We start from the raw sequence: 21,087 nt of genomic DNA, 5'->3' as shown, positions 1-21,087 counted from the left end.
AAATAAGTAATATCATGAATATCGATAACAACTTGAGCCGGATGTGGGAAGGATGCCTGCAAAACGACCGCAAACAACAGGAAGCTTTATACCGTGCGCTTGCACCCAAAATGCTGGCCGTGTGTATGCGTTATGCCAACGACCGCGACGAAGCACAGGATATATTGCAGGAAGGCTTTATCAAGATGTTTAATAACGTACATAAATACCGCGGCGACGGAAACCTGGAAGGCTGGATACGCCGCATTATGGTGCACACCGCCATCTCGCGCTACCGCAAGCTGAAACCTATGGTGCTGGTTGAGGACATGGCCGAAAACGATATGGATTCTGGTGCATCCACCAATGCTAATAACCTGGAGGTAAACGACCTGATGAAACTGGTGCAGCAGTTACCACAGGTGTACCGTTCGGTATTCAACCTGTACGCTATCGAGGGGTATTCGCACCAGGAAATAGGCACTAAGCTGGGTATTACCGAATTGCTGTCGCGCACTACGCTTTACCGGGCGCGCAATATCCTTAAAGAAAAGCTGATGCAGCTTACCAGCAGCGAGAGGTATTGCTTGGCGGGGTAGGCCCATGCTGCCTTCTCTAAAGAAGAGGGTTTTATAACGAGCAATCAATCCATCAATATATATAGTCTTCGCCAAAGGTGGCGAACAAAACCAAAACGAGTGTAAATGGACGTATGGAGGGTGGCCATATTCTTTACCGCGGCAATGATACTCAGCATCATTGCCTTTTTGTATTTGGGCCGAAAGAGGTGAAAGATTAAAGCTGAAAGGTTAAGGGTTACAGATTCAAAGATAATCATGTGACAAAGAATTAGAACCTTTAGCCTTTTACCTTTGTCCTTTAACCTCATTATACACCCCAAACTCCGCAATTGACGGCTGTCCATCTGATTTTAATATCCTGATCCGTACTTTACTGCCGGTTACCGTTTTAAAGCGGTTCACTTTTACCTGTTTGGTATTGGTACCGTTGAACACCGGTTTCCAGGTACCTGCATGGTAATATTCCAGCACATAATCGCTGATGCGCGGTTTATCCTGGGCTATGGATATGGTGTTGAATGCCGTTTCTTTGCCCAGGTCAACTTCCCACCAGGGCTTATCGACGGTGGTATTTGATACCCACGATGTGGTAAAATCATCATCATTGGCCAAGTCCATAATATTGTCGTCATCGCCCCAGCTGGAATTGCTGGGCTTATTTTTGGCGATGTTATGCGAAATGACCGGCGCATCCAGTTTTGGCAGGGTTGGTTCCGGACCTTCGTTGTGCCATAGTTCTCCAATTTTTTTCAGCGATGCCAGTGCATTATCGTCAAACCGGCCATCCCTGTTAGGGGCCACGTTCAGGATGAAATTCACGTCGGCGTTGTTTAGCGGTTTGATGAGGTCGTTCACCAGTTTTTCGGGGTCCTTTGTGGGTTCATTAGGGAATGATGTTTTCCAGAACCAGCTCTTTTGTAACGGCAAACAGGCCAGGGCGGGCATGGTGTTGCCATCTTTGGACACCCGCTGACCGGCGCCCATCTCATAAGTTTTGATATCGGTATAATACATGCCCTGCGCAGGATACTTGGCGCCGTTCAGGTCCATGATAACACAGTTTGGCTGCAGCTTCTTTACCAGGTGATATATCTCTTCAAACGGCACATCGTCATACGATATCCTCGACCAGGGTGCATCCCAGCCGTCTATAATCAAAGCTTCTATCGGCCCATAGTTGCTCAACAGTTCGGTTAACTGGCCTTTGATCATTTTGATATGCGCGGGTGTAATTTTATGAGGGCGCAAACGGTGGTGGGTATCAAGTATGGAATAATACAACATAACCTTCAGCCCGTTCTTCCGGAATGCATCCACAAACTGGCGCACGATGTCCTTTTTGTAAGGACTATGCATCACGTTATAATCCGTTGTTTTGGTGTCCCATATACAAAAGCCGCTATGGTGTTTGGTGGTTAAACAACCGTAGGTCATGTTGGCCGATTTAGCGGCTTTGGCCCATTGGTCACAATCCACACTGGTGGGATTGAATATAGCAGCCTTCGCATCCGGGTCGGCCCAATCCTGGTTCATATAGGTTGGGATATTGAAATGGATGAACATGCCGAAGCGGAGATCGACAAATTGCTGCTGCAATTGCTGTAATGGTTTCTGCTGACTGTTCGCAATCAGGCTACAGGCTATCAGGATCGAAGTGAAAAGTGTTATTTTCTTTGGCATTTGACAGTTATAAGTAATAGTTCCAAAAATCGTGGTTTACACCCTTTTTTATTATTATATTGACAATGAGGTGATTATCTTTAAAATAGGTTAAATTGTGTTAACCATGTTAACCCCCGTCAATAGTCACGCGTGCCGTTAAAGCCCCAATAACCAATCATTATTTATGTTTCGACGACATCACAAACGTCATCTCTCCCCCATTTATAATATCCGAATAAGAAATAAAATAACCGTTCAGCTGTTTGCCGTTCAATAGTATCTTCTGTACATATACATTCTTTTCACCCTGGTTTTTTACGTTGATGGTGAATGTTTTGCCGTTATCCAGGTTGATGACCGCTTTACTAACCGCCGGACTGCCGATGGCATACTGGTCGCTTCCGGGTGCTACAGGATAAAAGCCCATCGAGCTGAATATATACCAGGCGCTCATTTGCCCGGTATCGTCGTTTCCTCCAAGTCCGTCTGGTGCCGGTTTATACTGGTTTTTTAATATCAGGCGTATCTTTTCCTGTGTTTTCCATGGCTTGTCGGTCCAGTCGTACAGGTACGCTACGTGGTGCGATGGTTCGTTGCCATGCACATAGTTGCCGATGATGCCATCCTTTGTAATATCCTCGGTTTCGGCGAAGTATTTATCGGGCAGGTTATAGCTGAACAGGCTGTCGATATAAGTAACAAAGCGTTTATTGCCGCCCATTGCCTGTATCAGCCCTTTCGGGTCGTGCGGCACGTAAAGCGTGTAGTTCCAGGCGTTGCCCTCTATAAATCCCATGTTATTTGTGGTGAACGGATCGAAATTTTTGCGGAAAGTACCGTCGGCCAGCCGTGGGTGCATAAAGCCACTTTTGGGGTCGTACACATTCTTCCAGTTCTGCGACCGCTTGATAAACCTGTCATAAACATCCTGCCGTCCAAGTTTTTTGGCCATTTGCGCTATGCACCAATCATCGTAAGCATATTCCAGCGTTGAAGAAACCGAAACTCCGCTCTTCTCGTCAGGTATGTAGCCCATGTCGATGTAATAACCTATGCCGGCATAATCGCGGTGGTCGGCTGTCGCCACGCAGGCATCCAGTGCCTTATTCGCGTCGAAAGGAGCATTGCCTTTTACCACGGCATCGGCTATAACCGATACGCTGTGATAGCCGCTCATGCACCAGTTCTCGTTAGCCGAGTTGCTCCAAACCGGCAGCATGTGCTCCGGGCTTTGGTCGTAATGCGCCAGCATGCTTTGCACCATATCCGCGTTGCGCTTCGGATCGATTATATTAAACAGCGGGTGCAGTGCGCGGTGCGTATCCCACAGCGAAAATGTAGTATAATTGGTAAAGCCGTCCGCCTTATGCATGTTCTTGTCAAGCCCCTCGTACTCTCCGTTCACATCCATATAAATGGTTGGGTTTATCATGGCATGATACATGGAGGTGTAAAAATTTTCCTTATCGGCCTGGCTGCCGTCAATCACGATCTTGTGCAGTTCCTTTTCCCATTGCTGCTGCCCATCGGCTTTCACCTCGTCAAAATCCCACCCCGGGCATTCGGCCTCCATATTGGCAAGGGCATTATCCATGCTCACCGGCGACAAGGCCATTTTCAGCTTGATCTTCTCCCCTTCGTTGGTCTTGAAATCGAAGTAAGCCCTTATTTGCCTTCCGGCTATCTCTGGAAAGTTTGGCGTACGGTTAAACTGCCCCCAGAAACCGCCGTAAACTTCGCGCTTGTCATATTTCTTATAGCCGTGACTGATGAATGGTTTCGAGAATTTCAGCGCGAAATACAACGTACGTGTGCGCGCCCAGCCATTGGTTGAACGGTAGCCCACCAGCGTACTGTCATTGATAAAACGTACATAGGTCCAGACGTTTTTATCGGGGTAGTTATAGATACCCGCCATCAGGTCGAGGATGATATGCGCGTTATCCGATTTAGGGAAAGTATACTGATGAAAACCTACGCGGGTGGTGGTGGTCATTTCGGCTAAAATATGATAGTCGTCCAGCTTCACCTTGTAATAATTTGCCTCGCTTACCTCGTTGGCGTGCAAAAACGCCGACCTGTAGCCGCTGCCGGGTTTATCTGCCGTGCCGGGATTTAGTTTCAATGTGCCAACAGTTGGCATAATAAGGAAATCGCCCAGGTCCGAGTGCCCCGTGCCGCTGAAATGCGTATGGCTAAAGCCAACGATGGTTTTATCATCATACTGGTACCCGGCACAGTAGCTGTATACTTTGGGATTGTAATGACCGTCCAGCTCGTAACCCACAGTATCCGTCTCCGGACTAAGCTGCACCATGCCAAAAGGCACCGTAGCCCCGGGGTACACGTGCCCCATGCGCTGTGTACCAATGATAGGGTGCACATATTGAACTAAATTATCAGATGACTTGCTTTGCGCCGATGCCAATACGGGCAGGGCGGCGAGTATAGATAGGAAGAGTCTTTTCATCGGCTTCAAATATAGCCGTATTGCTTTATTGTTGGATTGCTTTATTGTTTTTGTGAGCGGATTGTTGCAATCCGATTTCATACATTGCGCACCACACCTGCGAAACAAATGTAAGGAGCCTGATGAATTTTGGCGTTCAGGGCGTAACTTTGAAGCAACCCTGCTTGTGCAAAACAAGTATCGACTGATAAACTTATGACCGGTTTTCAAATAACAACAACAAACAATAACACCATCCGCTTCAGGTTCTATGCTGATGCCCCTGTAACCTGCCGTGCGTTCGCTGCCCTGCTGCCATTTACACGTACTTTCATGCATGCAAGAGTTTCGGGACAGGAAATATGGATCGATAACGCACCCGAACTGGATATCATCCAAGAAAATGCCTCGGTATTTACTAAGCCCGGCGAAGTAGTTTATGGGCCGATGAAACCGGCCCGTACCAAAACTGCTGATTGCATGGGCATTTATTACGGCGAGGGCAAAGGACTTGATTGCTGTAATATTTTTGCGAAGGTTTTTGACGAGGATATGCCCTTGCTCAAACAACTGGGCGAAGACATATGGAAACAGGGCGTAAAAGAGCTGACTTTTATGACGCTTGATTGACCTGATGGGCATCCATTTTAATGACAGAGTGGCAAACGCAATAAGAATTTGTAACAACGGTATGGGTTTTGTAATCAAAGTTGTAAATTCAACTGAAAAATCAATTAGAATTAAAAAACATGAAAACTTCGTATATCGTTATAGGCGTAATTTTATTTGTCCTTTTAATAGGCGGATGCGGTGGCGTTTCCAGCTACAACAAAATGGTGTCGCTTGATGAAACTGTCAAAGCAAAATGGGGAACCGTGCAGGCCGACTACCAGCGCCGTGCCGACCTGATCCCTAACCTGGTGGAAACTGTAAAGGGTGCAGCTAATTTTGAAAAAAGCACTTTGGTTGATGTAACCAATGCCCGCGCAAAAGCCACTTCGATACAGGTAGACGCCTCTAAGCTCGATCCGGCCGCTATCCAGAAATTCCAGGCTGCACAGGGGCAATTAAGCACCGCTTTGGGCCGCCTGCTTGTTGCATCGGAAAAATATCCCGAGCTGAAAGCCAATGATAACTTTAGCGCTTTGCAGGTCCAACTGGAAGGCACCGAGAACCGCATCAAGGTATCGCGTATGGATTTCAATAATGCTGTGCAGGATTATAATACCAAAATACGTTCGTTCCCAAGCAGTATTATCGCCAATATGACCGGTTTCCAGCAAAAGGGCAGTTTCCAGGCCGAAGCAGGTTCAGATAAGGCTCCTTCCGTTAAGTTCTAATTATCGGGTTATTGAATTATTGAATAGCTGAATCAAATTAGCCTATATTCGATAATTCAATAATTCATTAATTCAATCATTAAGCCTATGGCAATATTTAATGAAGAAGAGCAACTGCGCATCCGCAAAGCGATAGAAGACGCCGAACGGAACACTTCGGGCCAGATCCGCATCTGTATCGAAAAAACATGCAGCGAGGACCCGCTGGACCGTGCAGCGAGGTATTTCCATCAACTGGATATGCATAAAACGCGTCTTCGTAATGGTGTGCTGATCTACCTGGCAACGGTCGACCGCAAGTTCGCTATCATTGGCGACCGTGGGCTTAATAAGTTAGTGCCAGAAAATTTTTGGGACGATGTAAAGGAAAAAATGCTGAGCCATTTTAAATACGGCGAATTAGTGGAGGGTATCGTTGTCGGCCTGGAAATTGCCGGCGAGCACCTTCAGAAATTCTTTCCTCATCAGTCGGATGGCAAAAACGAATTGCCGGATGATATAGCCTTTATGGATGGTAAATAAACCTAAAAAGATGTTCAAAAAGCTCGTTATATTTTGCAGCCTGCTGCTTTGCGTACTGCCGGCCTTTGCGCAGCAACTGCCCGACAAACCAAGCACGCTGGTTACCGACTATACCAACACGCTTTCGGATGCCGATAAGCAGGCGCTTGAAAACAAACTTGTCAATGTTGACGATTCTACGTCAACACAGATCGCTATTCTCATCATTAAATCGGTTGGGGAGTACGATATAAATGAATACGCCCAAAAAGTGGGCCGCAGCTGGGGAATAGGCCAAAAAGGGAAGAACAACGGCTTGCTGATACTGGTTGCCATGGGCGACCGCAAAATGTCGATACAGACCGGCTATGGCCTGGAAGGCTCGATACCTGACGCCATTACGCATGAGATCATCGAGAACGACATGAAGCCTCATTTTAAAAACAATGAGTATTACGCGGGACTTAACGCCGCTGTAGATGACATTGTTAAATACAGCAAAGGCGAATATAAGGCAGCAAAAAAAGCTAAGGAACATGGCGTACAGGGCGGCAATATTCTTGCACTCGTCGTTATCATCGTGGTTATCCTAATTATCATATTCCGCAATCGCGGCGGCGGCGGACAGATCATAGACAGCCGTGGCGGAGCAAGCCCGTTCTGGTGGTTCCTGGCCGGCAGTATGCTGGGTCGCGGAAGCGGCGGCGGTGGCTGGGGCGGCTTCTCGGGCGGTGGCGGCGGAGATAGCGGCGGCGGGGGCTTTGGCGGTTTCGGCGGGGGCGACTTCGGCGGTGGCGGTTCAAGCGGAAGCTGGTAAGTGTTAATTATTGAATTAATGATTTATTGAGTTATTGAATTATTGAATGCGTGATTTTGAAATTTGATGGTATTTTAGCAACTCAGTAATTCAGTCATTCTATAATTCAATAAATGGACCCAAACGATCTTACCTGGAAACTCCTTTCATCCGAATACATACACAAAGGCAAATGGGCAACCTTACGCATCGACAAATGTGAAATGCCCGATGGCCGTATCGTCGACGACTATTACGTGCTTGAGTATGGCAACTGGGTAAATGCCGTAGCGGTAACCGAAGAAAACAAGATCCTGATGGTTCATCAATACCGCCATGCAGCAAACATCGTGTCGCTCGAAATACCCGGCGGTGTTATAGATGAAGGCGAAGACCCGCAACAGGCACTTCGCCGCGAATTACTGGAAGAAACCGGCTACCAATTTGATGATTTTGAGCCGCTTTGCACTTTGCACTCCAACCCCTCAACAGCAAATAACCAGGTTTTTAGCTACCTGGCAAGAGGCGGTAAAAAGGTGCAGGAACAAGACCTTGATGCCAGCGAAGAGATCATCGTTCACGAATTTACCATTGATGAGGTAAGGCAGATCGTTGCCGAAAACAAAGTATCACAGGCGATGCATTGCGCGGCCTTATTTTACGGGCTAATGAAACTGGACGCGCTTTAATCAGGACAATTTCCCGTTTTAACCGTATAAAAAACAGAAACTACGCGCCAACCTCGCTCTGTTTTTATAAGCTGGATAATTTCTATCCCGCAATGGTCGAACTTGCTGCCGGTATAAAACTTGTACGACGCCCATACCATGGCCACATCATGTGCAATGTTAACATCGTCATAATTGGTTATACGCTCGTCCCAATGTCCGCCGCGAGCTGCCTCCACACCCTTAAAAAATTCGGCATTACTGTCAATAACAATATTGCCCGTAGTATCTTTTGCCGGATTAACGTGGTACATCAAAAACCTGTCGGCCAAAGTATTTTTTAAATTCACGGTATCCCCTGCACGCATGGCATCAAACATATTGACAATGATTTTTTTAACCGCATCACTCTCGCTCCCCTGGCAAAAAGCGGTTAGCGAGCTTATAGCAAAAAGGAAAATGAGCAATAATTTTTTCATTGTGAGGAGGGTTTATTAATTTAATACAATTTAAGTAAATTTGTATATGTCGCAAATTGATTACAAGAAGTACATAGAAATTGACCCTGATATCAGATTTGGCAAGCCTGTGATCAAAGAAACACGCATAACCGTTTATGATGTGCTGCAATGGCTGGCTTCCGGGATGACGCATGAACAGATAATTGAGGATTTTCCGCAATTGAACGAAGAACAGATACTCGCCTGTTTGTCATACGCGGCAAACAAAGAAAGAATAATTAAAGTGGCATGAGGGTCCGCCTGGTCACCGATGAAAACATTTCGTGGCGAATTAAAAAAATGATCCCTCAATGGGAGATATTACCTTCTAATGAAATTAAGCACGGCGAAAGGCTGACAGATATTTCAATCTGGAAATTCGCAAAAGAAAATCAATATAACATACTAACATTTGATGAGGACTTCTCTGAACTTCAGAATTTGTATTCCTTTCCCCCAAAAATCATTTGGCTCCGTACCGGTAACCTGTCAACTAAGACAATAGCGGACCGGCTGATAAATATAGAAAATGAAATTACAGCATTTCTCAAAAACGAAGAAGCCGGAATTTATGAGATATATTTATAGGCAATACGTATTCGGGCTTGCTTAAATAGAGTGTTTAACATATTAGATCAGGTTTTAAAACAAAAAACGCCATCACTTTAAGCAACGGCGTCCAAACTTTTGTGGGCGGGTCGTAGGTTACGACATTTTTAATTTCTTCTGTATATCGGCGACGTAGCCTTTAAATTTCTTATCTGTATCGATCAGGTCCTCTACCGTCTGGCAGGCATAGATCACGGTTGAGTGGTCGCGGCCGCCAAAGAAACTGCCGATAGATTTTAGCGAACTTTTGGTATGCGCCTTAGCCAGGTACATGGATATTTGCCTTGCCTGCACTATTTCACGTTTGCGGGTCTGCGATTTCACCATCTCGATAGGCACTTCAAAGTATTCGCATACCAGGTTCTGGATGTACTCCATCGATATCTCCTTGGAAGAATTTTTTACAAAATTCTTCAGCATCTGCTTGGCCAGGTTCAGGTCTATCTCCTTGCGGTTCAGGGTCGATTGTGCCAGTAAGGATACCATAGCGCCTTCCAACTCGCGCACATTGTTATCGATGTTGTGGGCAACGTATTCCACCACGTCGTTCGACAGGTCAATACCGTCCTGGTAAATTTTATTTTTAAGGATAGCCATACGGGTCTCCAGGTCAGGAACCTGAAGATCAGCCGAAAGGCCCCATTTAAATCTCGATAGTAAGCGTTCTTCCAGGCCGGCCAGGTCCTTGGGCGCTTTGTCCGAAGTGATGATCAGCTGCTTGCCCGACTGGTGCAGGTGGTTGAATATATGGAAAAAGAAATCCTGTGTTTTTTCCTTGCCGGCAAAGTTGTGCACATCGTCCATGATCAGCACATCAATAGCCTGGTAAAAATTCACAAAGTCGTTAATGTTGTTGTGCTTCAGTGCGTCGACAAACTGCTGGGTAAATTTTTCGCAGGATACATATAGCACCAGCTTATCCGGCAGTTTCTGCCTTATCTCGTTACCGATGGCCTGGGCCAGGTGAGTTTTACCTAAACCGACGCCGCCATAGATCATCAGCGGGTTGAATGAAGTGCCACCCGGCTTGGCCGCAACAGCATAACCTGCTGACCGCGCCAAACGGTTGCAATCACCCTCCACAAAATTTTCGAAAGTGTACTGAGGGTTCAGCTGCGGATCTACATTCAGTTTCTTCAAGCCCGGTATTACGAACGGATTTTTGATGTCCTTATTAATGGAGATAGGCACGGGCATCGACTGATTTTTTGATTCGGCACCGTTCCCGTTCGAGGGCATATTTGTCGTATATGGCTTGCTCGAGGACGACTGTTCAACAACAATATTGTATTCCAGGCGGCCATCATCTCCAAGTTGTTTCTTTATCGTTTTACGCAAAAGGCCAACATAATGTTCCTCCAGCCATTCGTAAAAAAACAAACTCGGAACTTGTATCGTCAAAACACTTCCTTCTATCCTCAGTGCTTTTATCGGCTCGAACCAGGTCTTAAAGCTCTGGGCCGGTATGTTGTCCTTGATGATCTGAAGGCAGCTGTTCCAAACGGTAGTACAAGTTTTATCCATATAGTTTCAATTAATATCTTGATTTACAAGCCCCAGGCAAGCTTCCAATGGGGCTGCTACGGAACATCGAATATTCAAAAAAAAAGCTATTTAAAAAATAAAATTTGAAATTTTTATTCAATTATTTCATCATTTATTAACGGCTATTATTGCAAACTTTCGAAATAAAAATCTTATATTTTGCACGCACACGGTATAATTATCTGTATGCTTCAAAAACACAGTTTTTATATTTTTCATCTGCTTTTTCCGCTTCTCCTGCCATCTTGTACCTGTTCCTTCTACGTTAGGTTATCAACAATTGTTGAGCCACAATCTACCATGTCAGCAAGCTTCAATACCTAAACTTCTGTCGTTGCGGCGGATAATTTTTTGGCGATATTTTTTGTCAGTATATTGTCATGGCCTGTCAGGTAAAACGTGGCATGAAATGTCAGTATTCACCGAACACGCTCCGCAGCGTGTCGGCTATTTCGCCCAGCGTAGCGTAGGCTTCAACCGCTGTCAGTATAAATGGCATCAGGTTCTCCTTTCCATTGGCGGCATCTTTCAATTTACTAAGTGCGTCCTGCACCGCTGTGTTATCCCGCTCCGCTTTCAGTGTTTTTAGCTTTTCGCTTTGGGTTATGCGTATCGAATCATCAACCCTGAAGAGCCCCCCGGCAGGTTTTTCGGTCTCAGTAAATTTATTCACACCCACTATCACCCTGTCACCGGCTTCGATCTCGTTTTGATACTCGTAAGCCGAACGGGCTATCTCCTGCTGAATGTAGTCCTGCTCAATAGCCTTTACCGGTCCGCCCATCGCATCTATCTTATCTATATATAGGTATGCGGCCTTTTCCAATTCGTCCGTAAGCGACTCGATAAAATAGGAGCCAGCCAATGGGTCGACCGTATCTGTCGCCCCGCTTTCGAACGCAATGATCTGCTGGGTACGCAGGGCTATCTTTGCTGCCGCTTCTGTCGGTAACGACAGCGCCTCGTCATAACCGTTGGTATGTAACGACTGTGTTCCGCCTAATACCGCCGCCAGCGCCTGGGTGGTTACCCGCACAATATTGTTCATCGGCTGCTGGGCCGTTAAGGTCGATCCGCCGGTTTGCGTGTGGAAGCGTAGTTTTTGAGCTCCGGCATCGGTAGCACCCAACTGCGTAGTGATATTCGCCCACATCCGGCGGGCGGCCCTGAATTTGGCTATCTCCTCGAAAAAGTTATTATGACAATTGAAAAAGAAGGAAAGCCTTTTAGCGAATACATTAATGTCGAGTCCCTTGTCAATAGCTGCCTGCAAATAAGCCTTCCCGTTTGCCAATGTAAATGCCAGCTCCTGTACAGCGGTGGAACCCGCCTCGCGGATGTGATAGCCCGATATTGAAATAGTATTCCATTTAGGCACTTCCTTACTACAATATTCAAACACATCGGTTATCAGCCGCATGGATGGACCGGGGGGATAGATATAAGTACCCCTGGCAGCATACTCCTTTAATATATCATTCTGCACCGTACCCGATAACAGCTTAAGATCGGCGCCTTGTTTTTTGGCAAGGGCGATGTACATAGCCAACAATATAGGTGCGGTGGCATTGATGGTCATCGATGTGGTAATGTCCTTCAACCGGATGCCATCAAACAAAACTTCGATATCTTTTAACGAGTCGATAGCTACACCTACTTTCCCTACTTCGCCCTCCGCCATAGCGTTATCCGAATCGTAACCGATCTGCGTTGGAAGGTCGAACGCTACCGAAAGCCCCATGGTGCCCTGGCTCAACAGGTAATGATAGCGCTTATTCGATTCTTCTGCTGTCGAAAAGCCGGCATATTGCCGCATGGTCCATGGCCTGCCACGGTACATGTCTTTTTGGATGCCGCGGGTAAAGGGGAATTCGCCCGGCAATTCATTCATCCCGGAAGGTTCGGTATAAATCTCTTTTATTTCGATACCTGAAGTGGTGGTGAATTTCATTTTTTTATTTCGAATGTCGAATGTTCAATTTCGAATATCAATTTCGAGCTAAATCCGAAATTGAACATCCGAAATTCGATATTACATTAGTTCTTCCATATCCTTACGGATCATAGCGGTGGCAATATCATAAGGGTTATCCTGTAGCGATGCCATGTGTGCCAGCACCGTTTTGCTGAGGTCCAGCCCGGTTGCATTTTCGGGCAGGGCCTTTATGGCATTGGTTACCACGCTCATGGTGTCGTCCTTCACCCGCTTGATAACGTTCCACGAACGCTCGCTCACATATATTTGCTGGGTAACATTGTGCTGGAATTCTTCGCGTATTTCGCTCACCACCAGGCTGTGCAGTTCGTGAGCTGAATATTGCGTGCCGTGCAGCCTGATCAGCATATTGGCCGGGTTTACCCGCTCTACAAACAGGATCATACGTTCATAGGCCTGGAAACGCAGCGGCAAAGTAAGTGCGGTGGTGGATTTTTTCAGTTCCATCAGTTGCAGTTTCTCTGAACGGTCGAGGTAGGGTTTTAGCAAATAAAAGGCGATATAAACCGTGCCGATACCGGCCAAAGTGAATTTAACGATATCAAGTAAAAAAGTATTGATCTGCATATTTTTAGTGTTAGGCGAGGGTCATAAATATTTGACAGGGAACAAAAATCTGCAATTTACCTTATATTTGTATAGTTAATTTTGAAATAAGATGAGTATAGCTGTTGAAGCCGCTCCGGTAAGCTTTACCGAAGGCGCTGTTAAAGAACTGAGAAAATTACGTGAGCAACAGGAAATTGGTGAAGACTTTGGCCTGCGCATAGGTGTTGAGGGCGGCGGCTGTTCGGGTATGAGCTATGTTTTGGGCTTCGACCAGAAGAAGGACGGCGACCAGGAATACGAGATAGAAGGCATCCGCGTATTTATGCACAAAGCACACGGTTTATATTTGGTGGGAATGCAGATCGATTTCCAGGATGGCCTTAATGCCCGCGGTTTCACTTTTAATAATCCTAACGCTGCCAGCACCTGCGGCTGCGGCACTTCGTTTTCGGTATAAGATACTTTTCCATATAATTCAAAGAGCATCCGTTAATGGATGCTTTTTTGTTTTCAGGAATTTGGTTAGTTTTATTGTGTCAGCTAAACTACCCTGCCGATCATGGAAGTACACCACCACCCCAATGTAGAAAAAAAGAACTTTAAAGAGTACCTGCTGGAAGGGTTAATGATCTTCCTGGCAGTAACCATGGGCTTTTTTGCCGAAAGCCTGCGCGAGAACATCACAAAAAAAGAAAAGGAAACAGAATACATCACCAGCCTGGCGAGAGATCTTGAAAAAGATAAGATCAATTTGTGTATTATTATAGATGACAACCAAAAAAAAATAAAAGGGCTGGACAGCTTGCTTTCATTGGCCGATAGTGATATGGCTAATGTCAAAAACAGGAAACTGATGTACCGGTATTCGTCGCATGTTAGCTGGTATTCCGTTTTTATCAGCAACGACGCCACCATGTCACAGCTTAAGAATTCCGCAGGCCTGCAATTTATTAAGCGCAATCATATTGCTGATAGCGTTGCCAAATACGACCAGGAGATTCGCGGTTTGTATATTGCTGAAGTGCCTTACAATAAATTTACCAGCGATGCTACAGAGTTTATGACTGAAATGCTGGTTTTTACCTTAAAGAAAGGTGACGAGAACCGCGGTTATCCACTGGTAAACAAGGACAAACAAAAATTGCAGGAATTCTTCAACAAAATTCAGATCGAAAGGGGCTGGACTAACAATTACATCCAAAACCTGCAGGAGCGGGTCCCCTACAATACGAAATTAATAAGCCTTTTGAAAAAAGAATATGATATCGAATAAGTAGCATCGGTCCGCTGGCCCGCAGCAACCATAAAAAACGCTGCCACGACGAGGTAAGCAGGGGCGCCAATAAAAACAATTCACATTGTAACAAACTGTTACCTACCTTAGTCATACTAACCGAATCTGATAGTACCCTATGGCGGTAAAAACTACGTTTAAAGAAAACATTTCTATTGCCCTGCAGTCCATTTCGGGCAACAGGCTTCGTGCATCGCTTACGTCGCTTATCATCGCTATAGGCATTATGGCGCTGGTGGGCATTCTGACAGCCATACAGGGCATTAAGGATTACACCAACAATGTTTTCGGCGAGCTGGGCGCCAATTCGTTTACCATACAAAATACCAACAGCGGGCTTAATTTTGGTAATGCCGGACACCGCAAAGTTTATCCGCCAATTACCTATGCGCAAGCCGACCGCTTTAAAAAAGCATTTAACGCTCCCGCCGTAACTTCGGTAAACCTGTTTTTATCGGGCACGGCGGTAGTTAAATATGGCAATCAAAAATCCAATCCCAACATTTATTTTACCGGGTCGGATGAAAACTACCTGGTTACATCAGGTAAAAAGCTGGCTTTCGGGCGAAATTTCTCTGCAGCTGAACTTGAACATGGTGAAGGGGTGGTCATTATCGGTGATGAGATCAAAAAACGCCTTTTTAAAAATGAAGATCCCATAAACAAGTATATTTTCGTCGGGAAGAACAGGTTCCGTATCGTGGGTATCGTTGCATCCAAGGGCAGTTCAGGCTTTGGCCCGGGTGATAAATTTTGCGTGATACCGGTACTAAAGGCCAAGCAGGTAGACACGGTTTCCAACCCTTCGTTGTCTATTACAGTCGATGCTCTTGCATCAGCCAGTTTTGATGCTACCAAGGGTGAGGCTATTTCAACTTTTCGCAACGTGCGGGGTTTGGCTGTTGTTAATCCGGACAATTTCGAAATATCAAGCAGCGAATCGATACAGGCTGAAGCTACGCAAAACCTGGCAGGAATGACCATAGGGGGTGTTACCATCAGCATCATCACCCTGCTTGGCGCGTCCATAGGCTTAATGAATATTATGATGGTGTCGGTAACGGAACGTACGCGCGAGATAGGTTTGCGAAAAGCTATCGGTGCAACCCCGTCCATCATACGAAAACAATTTTTAATAGAAGCCATTGTGATTTGTCTTATCGGCGGTGTGCTGGGGATTATCCTGGGAATTGCGATAGGCAACCTGATAGCAGTTAGTATCAGCGGGGCATTTACCGTGCCATGGCCATGGCTGTTTATTGCGATAGCAGTTTGTACACTGATAGGGCTTTTATCCGGATTCTACCCGGCTCAAAAGGCTTCGCGTCTTGATCCGGTAGAAGCGTTGCGGTATGAGTAGAATTTGTTGAGAACCAAGAGTCAGGAATCAAGAGCCAGGAAAGGGCCTTGAAGTCATCATAGATATTAATTCCTATAAAATTTGTCCTGTTTCCTTACGCTACAAAAGCAGCTTATTCTTCAACCCATATTCTTCCGAGAGCAATCTTTGCAGGTGGGCTGTTTTTAAAGCATTTTTTAATGCTTCGGCATGTTTGGGATGATGCATATCGCTCGATATAAAATCTACGAGCTGCTCATCCACCAGGTCCTCGGCCATTCTTTTGGATTCCCTGCCATAATAGCCGGTCAGCGATATGGTATTTAATTGAAGGTAACAACCCCAGTCGCGCAGGCCTTTCAACTGGTCAATATCCATATACAGGTAACGTTCGGGATGGGCCAGTATGGGCTGTAAACCAAGGCTGGTCATTTTTTGAATTGCCTGCAGCAGGTTTGGGGCCTGCGCCACAAACGACAATTCAAACAACACATACTTGCCGCCCATGATCATTAGCTTGCCTTCGTCGATCCTTTTTTCAAAGGTCTCGTCAAAGTAATGCTCGGCTGCGGCTTCTACCGTTATGTCTATCTGTTCCTTTATTAATTCGGCCTTCAATAACTCCAGGGCCCCGTTGATGCTTTCGGCGGTATTGCGGTAATAATCAGCCATGATATGTGGCGTGGCGATCACTTTTTTTATGCCGAGATCGATCATCTTTCGAATAAGGAAGATCGATTCCTGCGGGTTTTGAGCGCCGTCATCAATTCCGGGCAATACATGCGAATGCATATCCACGGCAATAGTACTATAGTCAGGGGTATTTATCGGACTTTCCTTCTTACGGAAGAAACTAAACATCGTTATCGGTTAGCGTATTGTTCATTATAATATTGCTGGTAGTGCCCCGATGTTACATCGTTCAGCCAATCCTCGTTAGCCAGGTACCAATCTACTGTTTTTTCAAGCCCCTCTTCAAAAGTGACCGACGGCATCCAGCCCAGTTCATTTTTTAATTTAGCAGCGTCTATTGCATATCTTAGATCGTGCCCGGCGCGGTCTGTTACAAAAGTAATAAGCTTAGCCGACTCGCCTTGTGCCCTACCCAGCTTACGGTCCAATATACTGCAAAGCAAGCGGATAAGGTCGATATTTTTCCATTCGTTATGCCCGCCTATATTATAAGTGGCGCCTGCTTTAGCCTGGTGAAATATCAGGTCGATGGCCCGGGCATGGTCCTCCACCCAAAGCCAGTCGCGTATGTTTTCACCCTTCCCATATACAGGTACGGGTTTGTTTTGTTTGATATTATGAATAGCCAGCGGAATCAGTTTTTCCGGGAAATGGTACGATCCGTAATTGTTGGAACAATTGGATATGACCGTGTCCATGCCATAAGTATCGTGATAAGCCCTCACAAAATGATCCGAGCTGGCTTTGGATGCTGAATAAGGCGAATGCGGATCGTAGCCGGTGGTTTCGGTAAACATGCCGTCCTCACCCAGACTCCCGTAAACCTCATCCGTCGATACATGGTAAAAACGGGTTTTATCGTATCTGCCCTTCCAATGGTTTCGTGCAACATTCAGCAGTGTTACTGTACCAACTACATTGGTCATTACAAATTCGAGCGGGTTGGTGATCGAACGGTCTACATGAGATTCTGCCGCCAGGTGGATCACAGCATCGGGTTTTTCCGTCTCAAAAAGTTCATTAACAAAAGCCGTATCAACAATGTCGCCTTTTATAAAGCGGTAATTGGGCTCGTGTTCAATATCTTTCAGGTTGGCCAGGTTACCGGCATAGGTCAGTTTATCAAGATTAATAATTTGGTATTGCGGATAATTTTTTACGAACCGGCGTACTACATGCGAGCCTATAAAGCCGGCGCCGCCTGTAATAATGATCTTTTGCATGTTGCAAAGTTACAAAGGATTTTGGGATAAATACTTTTCCCATGCCCATGCCGATTTCATCATGGTATCTATATCCAGTTGGGTTTGCCAGTGAAGCTGTTCTTTGGCCTTGGTAACATCGCCCCAAACCTGCTCAACGTCGCCGCTGCGGCGCGGGCCTATCGTATAATTTAGCTTAACGCCTGTGCTGCGTTCAAATGCGCCGATAACCTCAAGTACAGTACTGCCTTTGCCTGTTCCCAGGTTAAATACATCATAGCCTCTAAAGCTTTCCTGCTCCATCAGTTTTAACGCGGCCACATGTGCCTTCGCCAGGTCGACCACATGAATATAATCACGTACGCAGCTGCCGTCGGGTGTGTTATAATCGTTGCCAAAAACAGTTATTTTCTCCCGCTTGCCTATGGCAGTTTGTGTGATGAACGGTACCAGGTTCTGCGGCACACCGATAGGCAGTTCGCCTATCAACGCTGTCTCGTGCGCGCCAACCGGGTTAAAGTACCTTAAGGCAATTACTTTATAATTTGCGCCAGAAGCAATGGTGTCTTTCAATATCTCCTCGGCTATCTGCTTGGTATTGCCATAAGGCGATTCGGCAGGTTTTACCGGAGCCGACTCCGTTACCGGCAATTCATCGGGCTGGCCGTAAACCGTACAGCTTGACGAGAATACAAAATTCAACGGCTTGCCGTAATATACATTTAGCAAGTTGACCAGCGAATAAATATTATTGCGATAGTATTTTAAAGGCTGTTGCACCGATTCGCCGACAGCCTTTGAAGCGGCGAAATGGATAATACCCGAAATACCGGGTTCGGCAGTTGCCAGGCTTTTTACCGATGCGTCATCGCAAAGGTCCAATTGGTGAAATACCGGTTTTTTTCCCGTGATCCTGGTTATCTGATCTAATATTTGGGGATGAGAGTTGGATAAGTCGTCGACGATCACCGGCTCATAACCCGCATTGATCAGCTCGACAACCGTATGCGAGCCGATGTATCCTAATCCGCCGGTAACTAATATTTTCGACATGCTTATTTATTGTAGTAGGTAAAATCTTTATGCTGAATTTCCTTCTCGGGCAGCGATTTAAAGTATTCGTAGGTTATCTTCAAACCTTCGCTGCGCGAAACTTTTGGTTCCCAGCCCAGCAATGCTTTTGCCTTGGTAATATCCGGGCGGCGTTGTTTTGGATCGTCTGTCGGTAAGGGCAGGCTTATCAATTTCTGATCGGTGCCTGTAAGCTTGATGATCTCTTCGCCAAACTCACGGATGGTTATCTCGTCAGGATTGCCAATGTTCACCGGCAAAGCATAATCGCTGAAAAGCAGGCGGTAAATGCCTTCAACCAGGTCATCCACATAACAGAATGAACGGGTTTGCGAACCATCGCCGAACATGGTAAGCGATTCGCCACGTAAGGCCTGGCCGATGAACGCCGGCAATACACGGCCATCGTTCAGTCGCATGCGCGGACCATAAGTGTTAAATATCCTGACAATGCGGGTCTCCAATCCGTGGAAAGTATGGTAAGCCATGGTAATAGCTTCCTGGAAACGCTTGGCCTCGTCATAAACACCGCGCGGACCAATTGGGTTCACATTGCCCCAGTATTCCTCGGGTTGCGGGTTCACATTCGGGTCGCCGTAAACTTCCGATGTGGAGGCGATCAGCATCCTTGCGCCTTTGGCCTTGGATAAACCAAGCAGGTTATGCGTACCCAATGATCCAACTTTGAGTGTCTGGATCGGAATTTTCAGGTAATCGATAGGGCTTGCGGGCGATGCAAAATGCAATACATAATGTAATTCGCCGGGTACATGAACAAACTTGGAAACGTCGTGATTGTAAAACTCAAAGTTTTCCAGCTTGAACAAATGCTCGATATTGCGCAAGTCGCCGGTTATCAGGTTATCCATGCCGATGACATGAAAATCTTCCTTAATAAAGCGGTCGCACAGGTGCGAACCCAGGAAACCGGCTGCCCCGGTTATTAAAACACGTTTGCGGTTTGCCATGTTATGCGATTACTTTTCTGCCTATACTATTATAATAGAAGCCGCAGTCGATCATTTTTTGCAGATCGTACAGGTTACGGCCATCAAAAATGACTTTATTCTTCAGCAATTCTTCAACCTGTGTAAAGTCCGGCGTACGGAACAGCGACCATTCGGTAACTATCAGTAAAGCGTCAGCATCCTTCAATGCATCGTACTGGTCTTTCGCGTAAGTGATCTTATCGCCAACCAGAGCTTTAACATTTTCGGCTGCCTCAGGGTCAAACGCGCTTATCTGAGCGCCTGCTGCCAACAAGTCGTCGATAATATATAAGGCAGGTGCCTCGCGGATGTCGTCGGTCTCAGGTTTAAAGGCAAGGCCCCACATGGCAAATTTTTTGCCTTTGATGTCGCCTTTGAAGTATTTCTTCACTTTTTCAACCAATACCGTTTTCTGTATCTCGTTAACGTCCATTACGGCGTTCAGGATCTTGAAGTCGTATTTGTTCTCTTCCGATGATTTGGCCAATGCCTGCACATCCTTAGGGAAACAGCTGCCGCCGTAGCCGATACCCGCAAACAGGAAACGTTTGCCGATACGATCATCGGAACCAATGCCGCGGCGTACCATATCCACATCGGCGCCTACCAGTTCGCACAGGTTGGCGATTTCGTTCATGAAAGATATTTTGGTTGCCAGGAAAGAGTTTGCTGCATACTTGGTCAATTCGGATGAACGCTCGTCCATAAATACGATAGGGTTACCCTGGCGTACGTATGGGGCGTAAAGTTCGCCCAATAATTTCCGTGCGCGTTCGTCTGTGGTACCGATTACTACGCGGTCGGGTTTCATAAAGTCGTCTACTGCAACACCTTCACGTAAAAACTCGGGGTTCGATACCACGGCGAATTCCACATTGGTGTTTTCCTTCATTACAGCGGTCACCTTATCGGCAGTACCAACCGGTACGGTCGACTTGGTAACGATCACCTTATATTCAGTTATCATTTTGGCTATGTCCTTTGAAGCGCCAAGCACATAGCTCAGGTCGGCAGCGCCGCCTTCACCCGGAGGCGTTGGCAGGGCCATAAATATGATCTTAGCGTCGGCTATAGCCTCGCCCAGGTTGGAAGTAAAATGAAGCCTCCCCTGGTTTATGTTACGGTTGAAAAGTAATTCAAGGCCCGGTTCGTAGATCGGAACCTTGCCATTTTTCATCATTTCTACTTTTTTCTCATTGATATCAACGCAGGTTACCTGGTTGCCCGTTTCGGCCAGACAAGTACCTGTTACCAACCCCACGTACCCTGTACCTACTACAGCTATTTTCATATGTATTTTATGTTTTTATGTTCTTACTTTTAT

22 protein-coding genes are annotated in these 21,087 nt (G+C 46.1%); 11 read left to right on the top strand and 11 right to left on the bottom strand.

All coding sequences use genetic code 11. From position 1 onward, the window contains the following. Positions 1 to 14: 14 nt before the first annotated feature. Positions 15 to 578: an RNA polymerase sigma factor gene (locus VL525_RS09385; protein WP_325385731.1), complete on the top strand. Its 564-nt coding sequence runs from the start codon at positions 15 to 17 to the stop codon at positions 576 to 578. A 267-nt stretch (positions 579 to 845) separates the two neighbouring features. Here VL525_RS09385 and VL525_RS09380 read toward each other — a convergent pair whose 3' ends face one another. Together VL525_RS09380 and VL525_RS09375 are read right to left on the bottom strand one after the other, a co-directional pair. Beyond that, positions 846 to 2,240, bottom strand: a complete 1,395-nt coding sequence (locus VL525_RS09380; RefSeq protein WP_325385729.1) for an alpha-L-fucosidase — start codon at positions 2,238 to 2,240, stop codon at positions 846 to 848. Between the two features lie 160 nt (positions 2,241 to 2,400). Then, entirely contained in the window at positions 2,401 to 4,692 is a 2,292-nt protein-coding gene (locus tag VL525_RS09375; protein WP_325385727.1) for a GH92 family glycosyl hydrolase, read from the bottom strand. Positions 4,693 to 4,887: 195 nt separating this feature from the next. Here VL525_RS09375 and VL525_RS09370 point away from each other — a divergent pair, with 195 nt between their 5' ends. From VL525_RS09370 to VL525_RS09350, 5 genes are all read left to right on the top strand, one after another. Further along, positions 4,888 to 5,301 carry a DUF3830 family protein gene (locus VL525_RS09370; protein ID WP_325385725.1) on the top strand — a complete coding sequence of 138 codons (414 nt, stop codon included), beginning with the start codon at positions 4,888 to 4,890 and terminating at the stop codon, positions 5,299 to 5,301. Between the two features lie 119 nt (positions 5,302 to 5,420). Then, the gene (locus VL525_RS09365) at positions 5,421 to 6,011 is read left to right on the top strand and encodes a LemA family protein (protein WP_325385723.1); all 591 of its coding nucleotides are present in this window, start codon (positions 5,421 to 5,423) and stop codon (positions 6,009 to 6,011) included. 87 nt (positions 6,012 to 6,098) lie between these two features. Continuing rightward, positions 6,099 to 6,533 (top strand): TPM domain-containing protein, encoded by a 435-nt coding sequence (locus VL525_RS09360; RefSeq protein ID WP_325385721.1) that lies wholly within the window; start codon positions 6,099 to 6,101, stop codon positions 6,531 to 6,533. A gap of 10 nt (positions 6,534 to 6,543) precedes the next feature. Beyond that, positions 6,544 to 7,329 carry a TPM domain-containing protein gene (locus VL525_RS09355; RefSeq protein ID WP_325385719.1) on the top strand — a complete coding sequence of 262 codons (786 nt, stop codon included), beginning with the start codon at positions 6,544 to 6,546 and terminating at the stop codon, positions 7,327 to 7,329. A gap of 113 nt (positions 7,330 to 7,442) precedes the next feature. Next, complete coding sequence (locus VL525_RS09350; RefSeq protein ID WP_325385717.1) at positions 7,443 to 7,997, top strand: NUDIX hydrolase; 555 nt, start codon at positions 7,443 to 7,445, stop codon at positions 7,995 to 7,997. Here VL525_RS09350 and VL525_RS09345 read toward each other — a convergent pair. Next, positions 7,994 to 8,455, bottom strand: coding sequence for a nuclear transport factor 2 family protein (locus VL525_RS09345; RefSeq protein WP_325385715.1), 462 nt, complete (start codon positions 8,453 to 8,455; stop codon positions 7,994 to 7,996). The genes VL525_RS09350 and VL525_RS09345 overlap by 4 nt on opposite strands. Positions 8,456 to 8,501: 46 nt before the next feature. On the opposite strand from VL525_RS09345, the gene VL525_RS09340 reads away from it, so the two are divergent. Continuing rightward, entirely contained in the window at positions 8,502 to 8,729 is a 228-nt protein-coding gene (locus VL525_RS09340) for a DUF433 domain-containing protein (protein ID WP_325385713.1), read from the top strand. Beyond that, the gene (locus tag VL525_RS22805) at positions 8,726 to 9,064 is read left to right on the top strand and encodes a DUF5615 family PIN-like protein (protein WP_414684739.1); all 339 of its coding nucleotides are present in this window, start codon (positions 8,726 to 8,728) and stop codon (positions 9,062 to 9,064) included. The genes VL525_RS09340 and VL525_RS22805 overlap by 4 nt, the downstream gene beginning before the upstream one ends. Positions 9,065 to 9,181: 117 nt before the next feature. Here the strand turns inward: VL525_RS22805 and dnaA are convergent, their stop codons facing one another. The 3 genes from dnaA to VL525_RS09325 form a co-directional block, all read right to left on the bottom strand. Beyond that, complete coding sequence (dnaA, locus tag VL525_RS09335; protein WP_147031322.1) at positions 9,182 to 10,609, bottom strand: chromosomal replication initiator protein DnaA; 1,428 nt, start codon at positions 10,607 to 10,609, stop codon at positions 9,182 to 9,184. Between the two features lie 433 nt (positions 10,610 to 11,042). Next, positions 11,043 to 12,581 (bottom strand): acyl-CoA mutase large subunit family protein, encoded by a 1,539-nt coding sequence (locus VL525_RS09330; protein ID WP_325385709.1) that lies wholly within the window; start codon positions 12,579 to 12,581, stop codon positions 11,043 to 11,045. An 81-nt stretch (positions 12,582 to 12,662) separates the two neighbouring features. Beyond that, complete coding sequence (locus VL525_RS09325) at positions 12,663 to 13,193, bottom strand: hypothetical protein (RefSeq protein ID WP_325385707.1); 531 nt, start codon at positions 13,191 to 13,193, stop codon at positions 12,663 to 12,665. 91 nt (positions 13,194 to 13,284) lie between these two features. Here VL525_RS09325 and VL525_RS09320 point away from each other — a divergent pair, with 91 nt between their 5' ends. The 3 genes from VL525_RS09320 to VL525_RS09310 all read left to right on the top strand — a co-directional run bounded on the left by VL525_RS09320 (position 13,285) and on the right by VL525_RS09310 (position 15,829). Continuing rightward, complete coding sequence (locus tag VL525_RS09320; protein WP_325385705.1) at positions 13,285 to 13,632, top strand: iron-sulfur cluster assembly accessory protein; 348 nt, start codon at positions 13,285 to 13,287, stop codon at positions 13,630 to 13,632. Between the two features lie 102 nt (positions 13,633 to 13,734). Further along, a complete protein-coding gene (locus VL525_RS09315; protein WP_325385703.1) occupies positions 13,735 to 14,448 on the top strand; it encodes a hypothetical protein in 714 nt (237 codons plus the stop codon). 139 nt (positions 14,449 to 14,587) lie between these two features. Continuing rightward, positions 14,588 to 15,829 (top strand): ABC transporter permease, encoded by a 1,242-nt coding sequence (locus tag VL525_RS09310; RefSeq protein ID WP_325385701.1) that lies wholly within the window; start codon positions 14,588 to 14,590, stop codon positions 15,827 to 15,829. Positions 15,830 to 15,928: 99 nt separating this feature from the next. On the opposite strand, the gene VL525_RS09305 is transcribed toward VL525_RS09310, so the two are convergent. Genes VL525_RS09305 through VL525_RS09285 form a run of 5 tightly spaced genes read right to left on the bottom strand, consistent with a single transcriptional unit; the run spans position 15,929 to position 21,054 of the window. Next, positions 15,929 to 16,669: a tyrosine-protein phosphatase gene (locus VL525_RS09305; RefSeq protein WP_325385699.1), complete on the bottom strand. Its 741-nt coding sequence runs from the start codon at positions 16,667 to 16,669 to the stop codon at positions 15,929 to 15,931. A 2-nt stretch (positions 16,670 to 16,671) separates the two neighbouring features. Beyond that, a complete protein-coding gene (rfbB, locus tag VL525_RS09300; protein WP_325385697.1) occupies positions 16,672 to 17,724 on the bottom strand; it encodes a dTDP-glucose 4,6-dehydratase in 1,053 nt (350 codons plus the stop codon). Between the two features lie 9 nt (positions 17,725 to 17,733). Further along, complete coding sequence (gene galE / locus VL525_RS09295; RefSeq protein WP_325385695.1) at positions 17,734 to 18,756, bottom strand: UDP-glucose 4-epimerase GalE; 1,023 nt, start codon at positions 18,754 to 18,756, stop codon at positions 17,734 to 17,736. Between the two features lie 2 nt (positions 18,757 to 18,758). Beyond that, the gene (locus tag VL525_RS09290; protein ID WP_325385693.1) at positions 18,759 to 19,742 is read right to left on the bottom strand and encodes a UDP-glucuronic acid decarboxylase family protein; all 984 of its coding nucleotides are present in this window, start codon (positions 19,740 to 19,742) and stop codon (positions 18,759 to 18,761) included. A 1-nt stretch (position 19,743) separates the two neighbouring features. Next, on the bottom strand, positions 19,744 to 21,054 hold the full coding sequence (locus VL525_RS09285; protein WP_325385691.1) for a UDP-glucose/GDP-mannose dehydrogenase family protein: 1,311 nt from the start codon (positions 21,052 to 21,054) through the stop codon (positions 19,744 to 19,746). Positions 21,055 to 21,087 lie beyond the last annotated feature (33 nt).

This window comes from Mucilaginibacter sp., assembly GCF_035492695.1.
In the GTDB taxonomy this organism is placed as follows: Bacteria; Bacteroidota; Bacteroidia; order Sphingobacteriales; family Sphingobacteriaceae; genus Mucilaginibacter.
The sequence above is the reverse complement of the archived record's forward strand: the minus strand, read 5'-3'. Positions and strand labels throughout refer to the sequence as shown.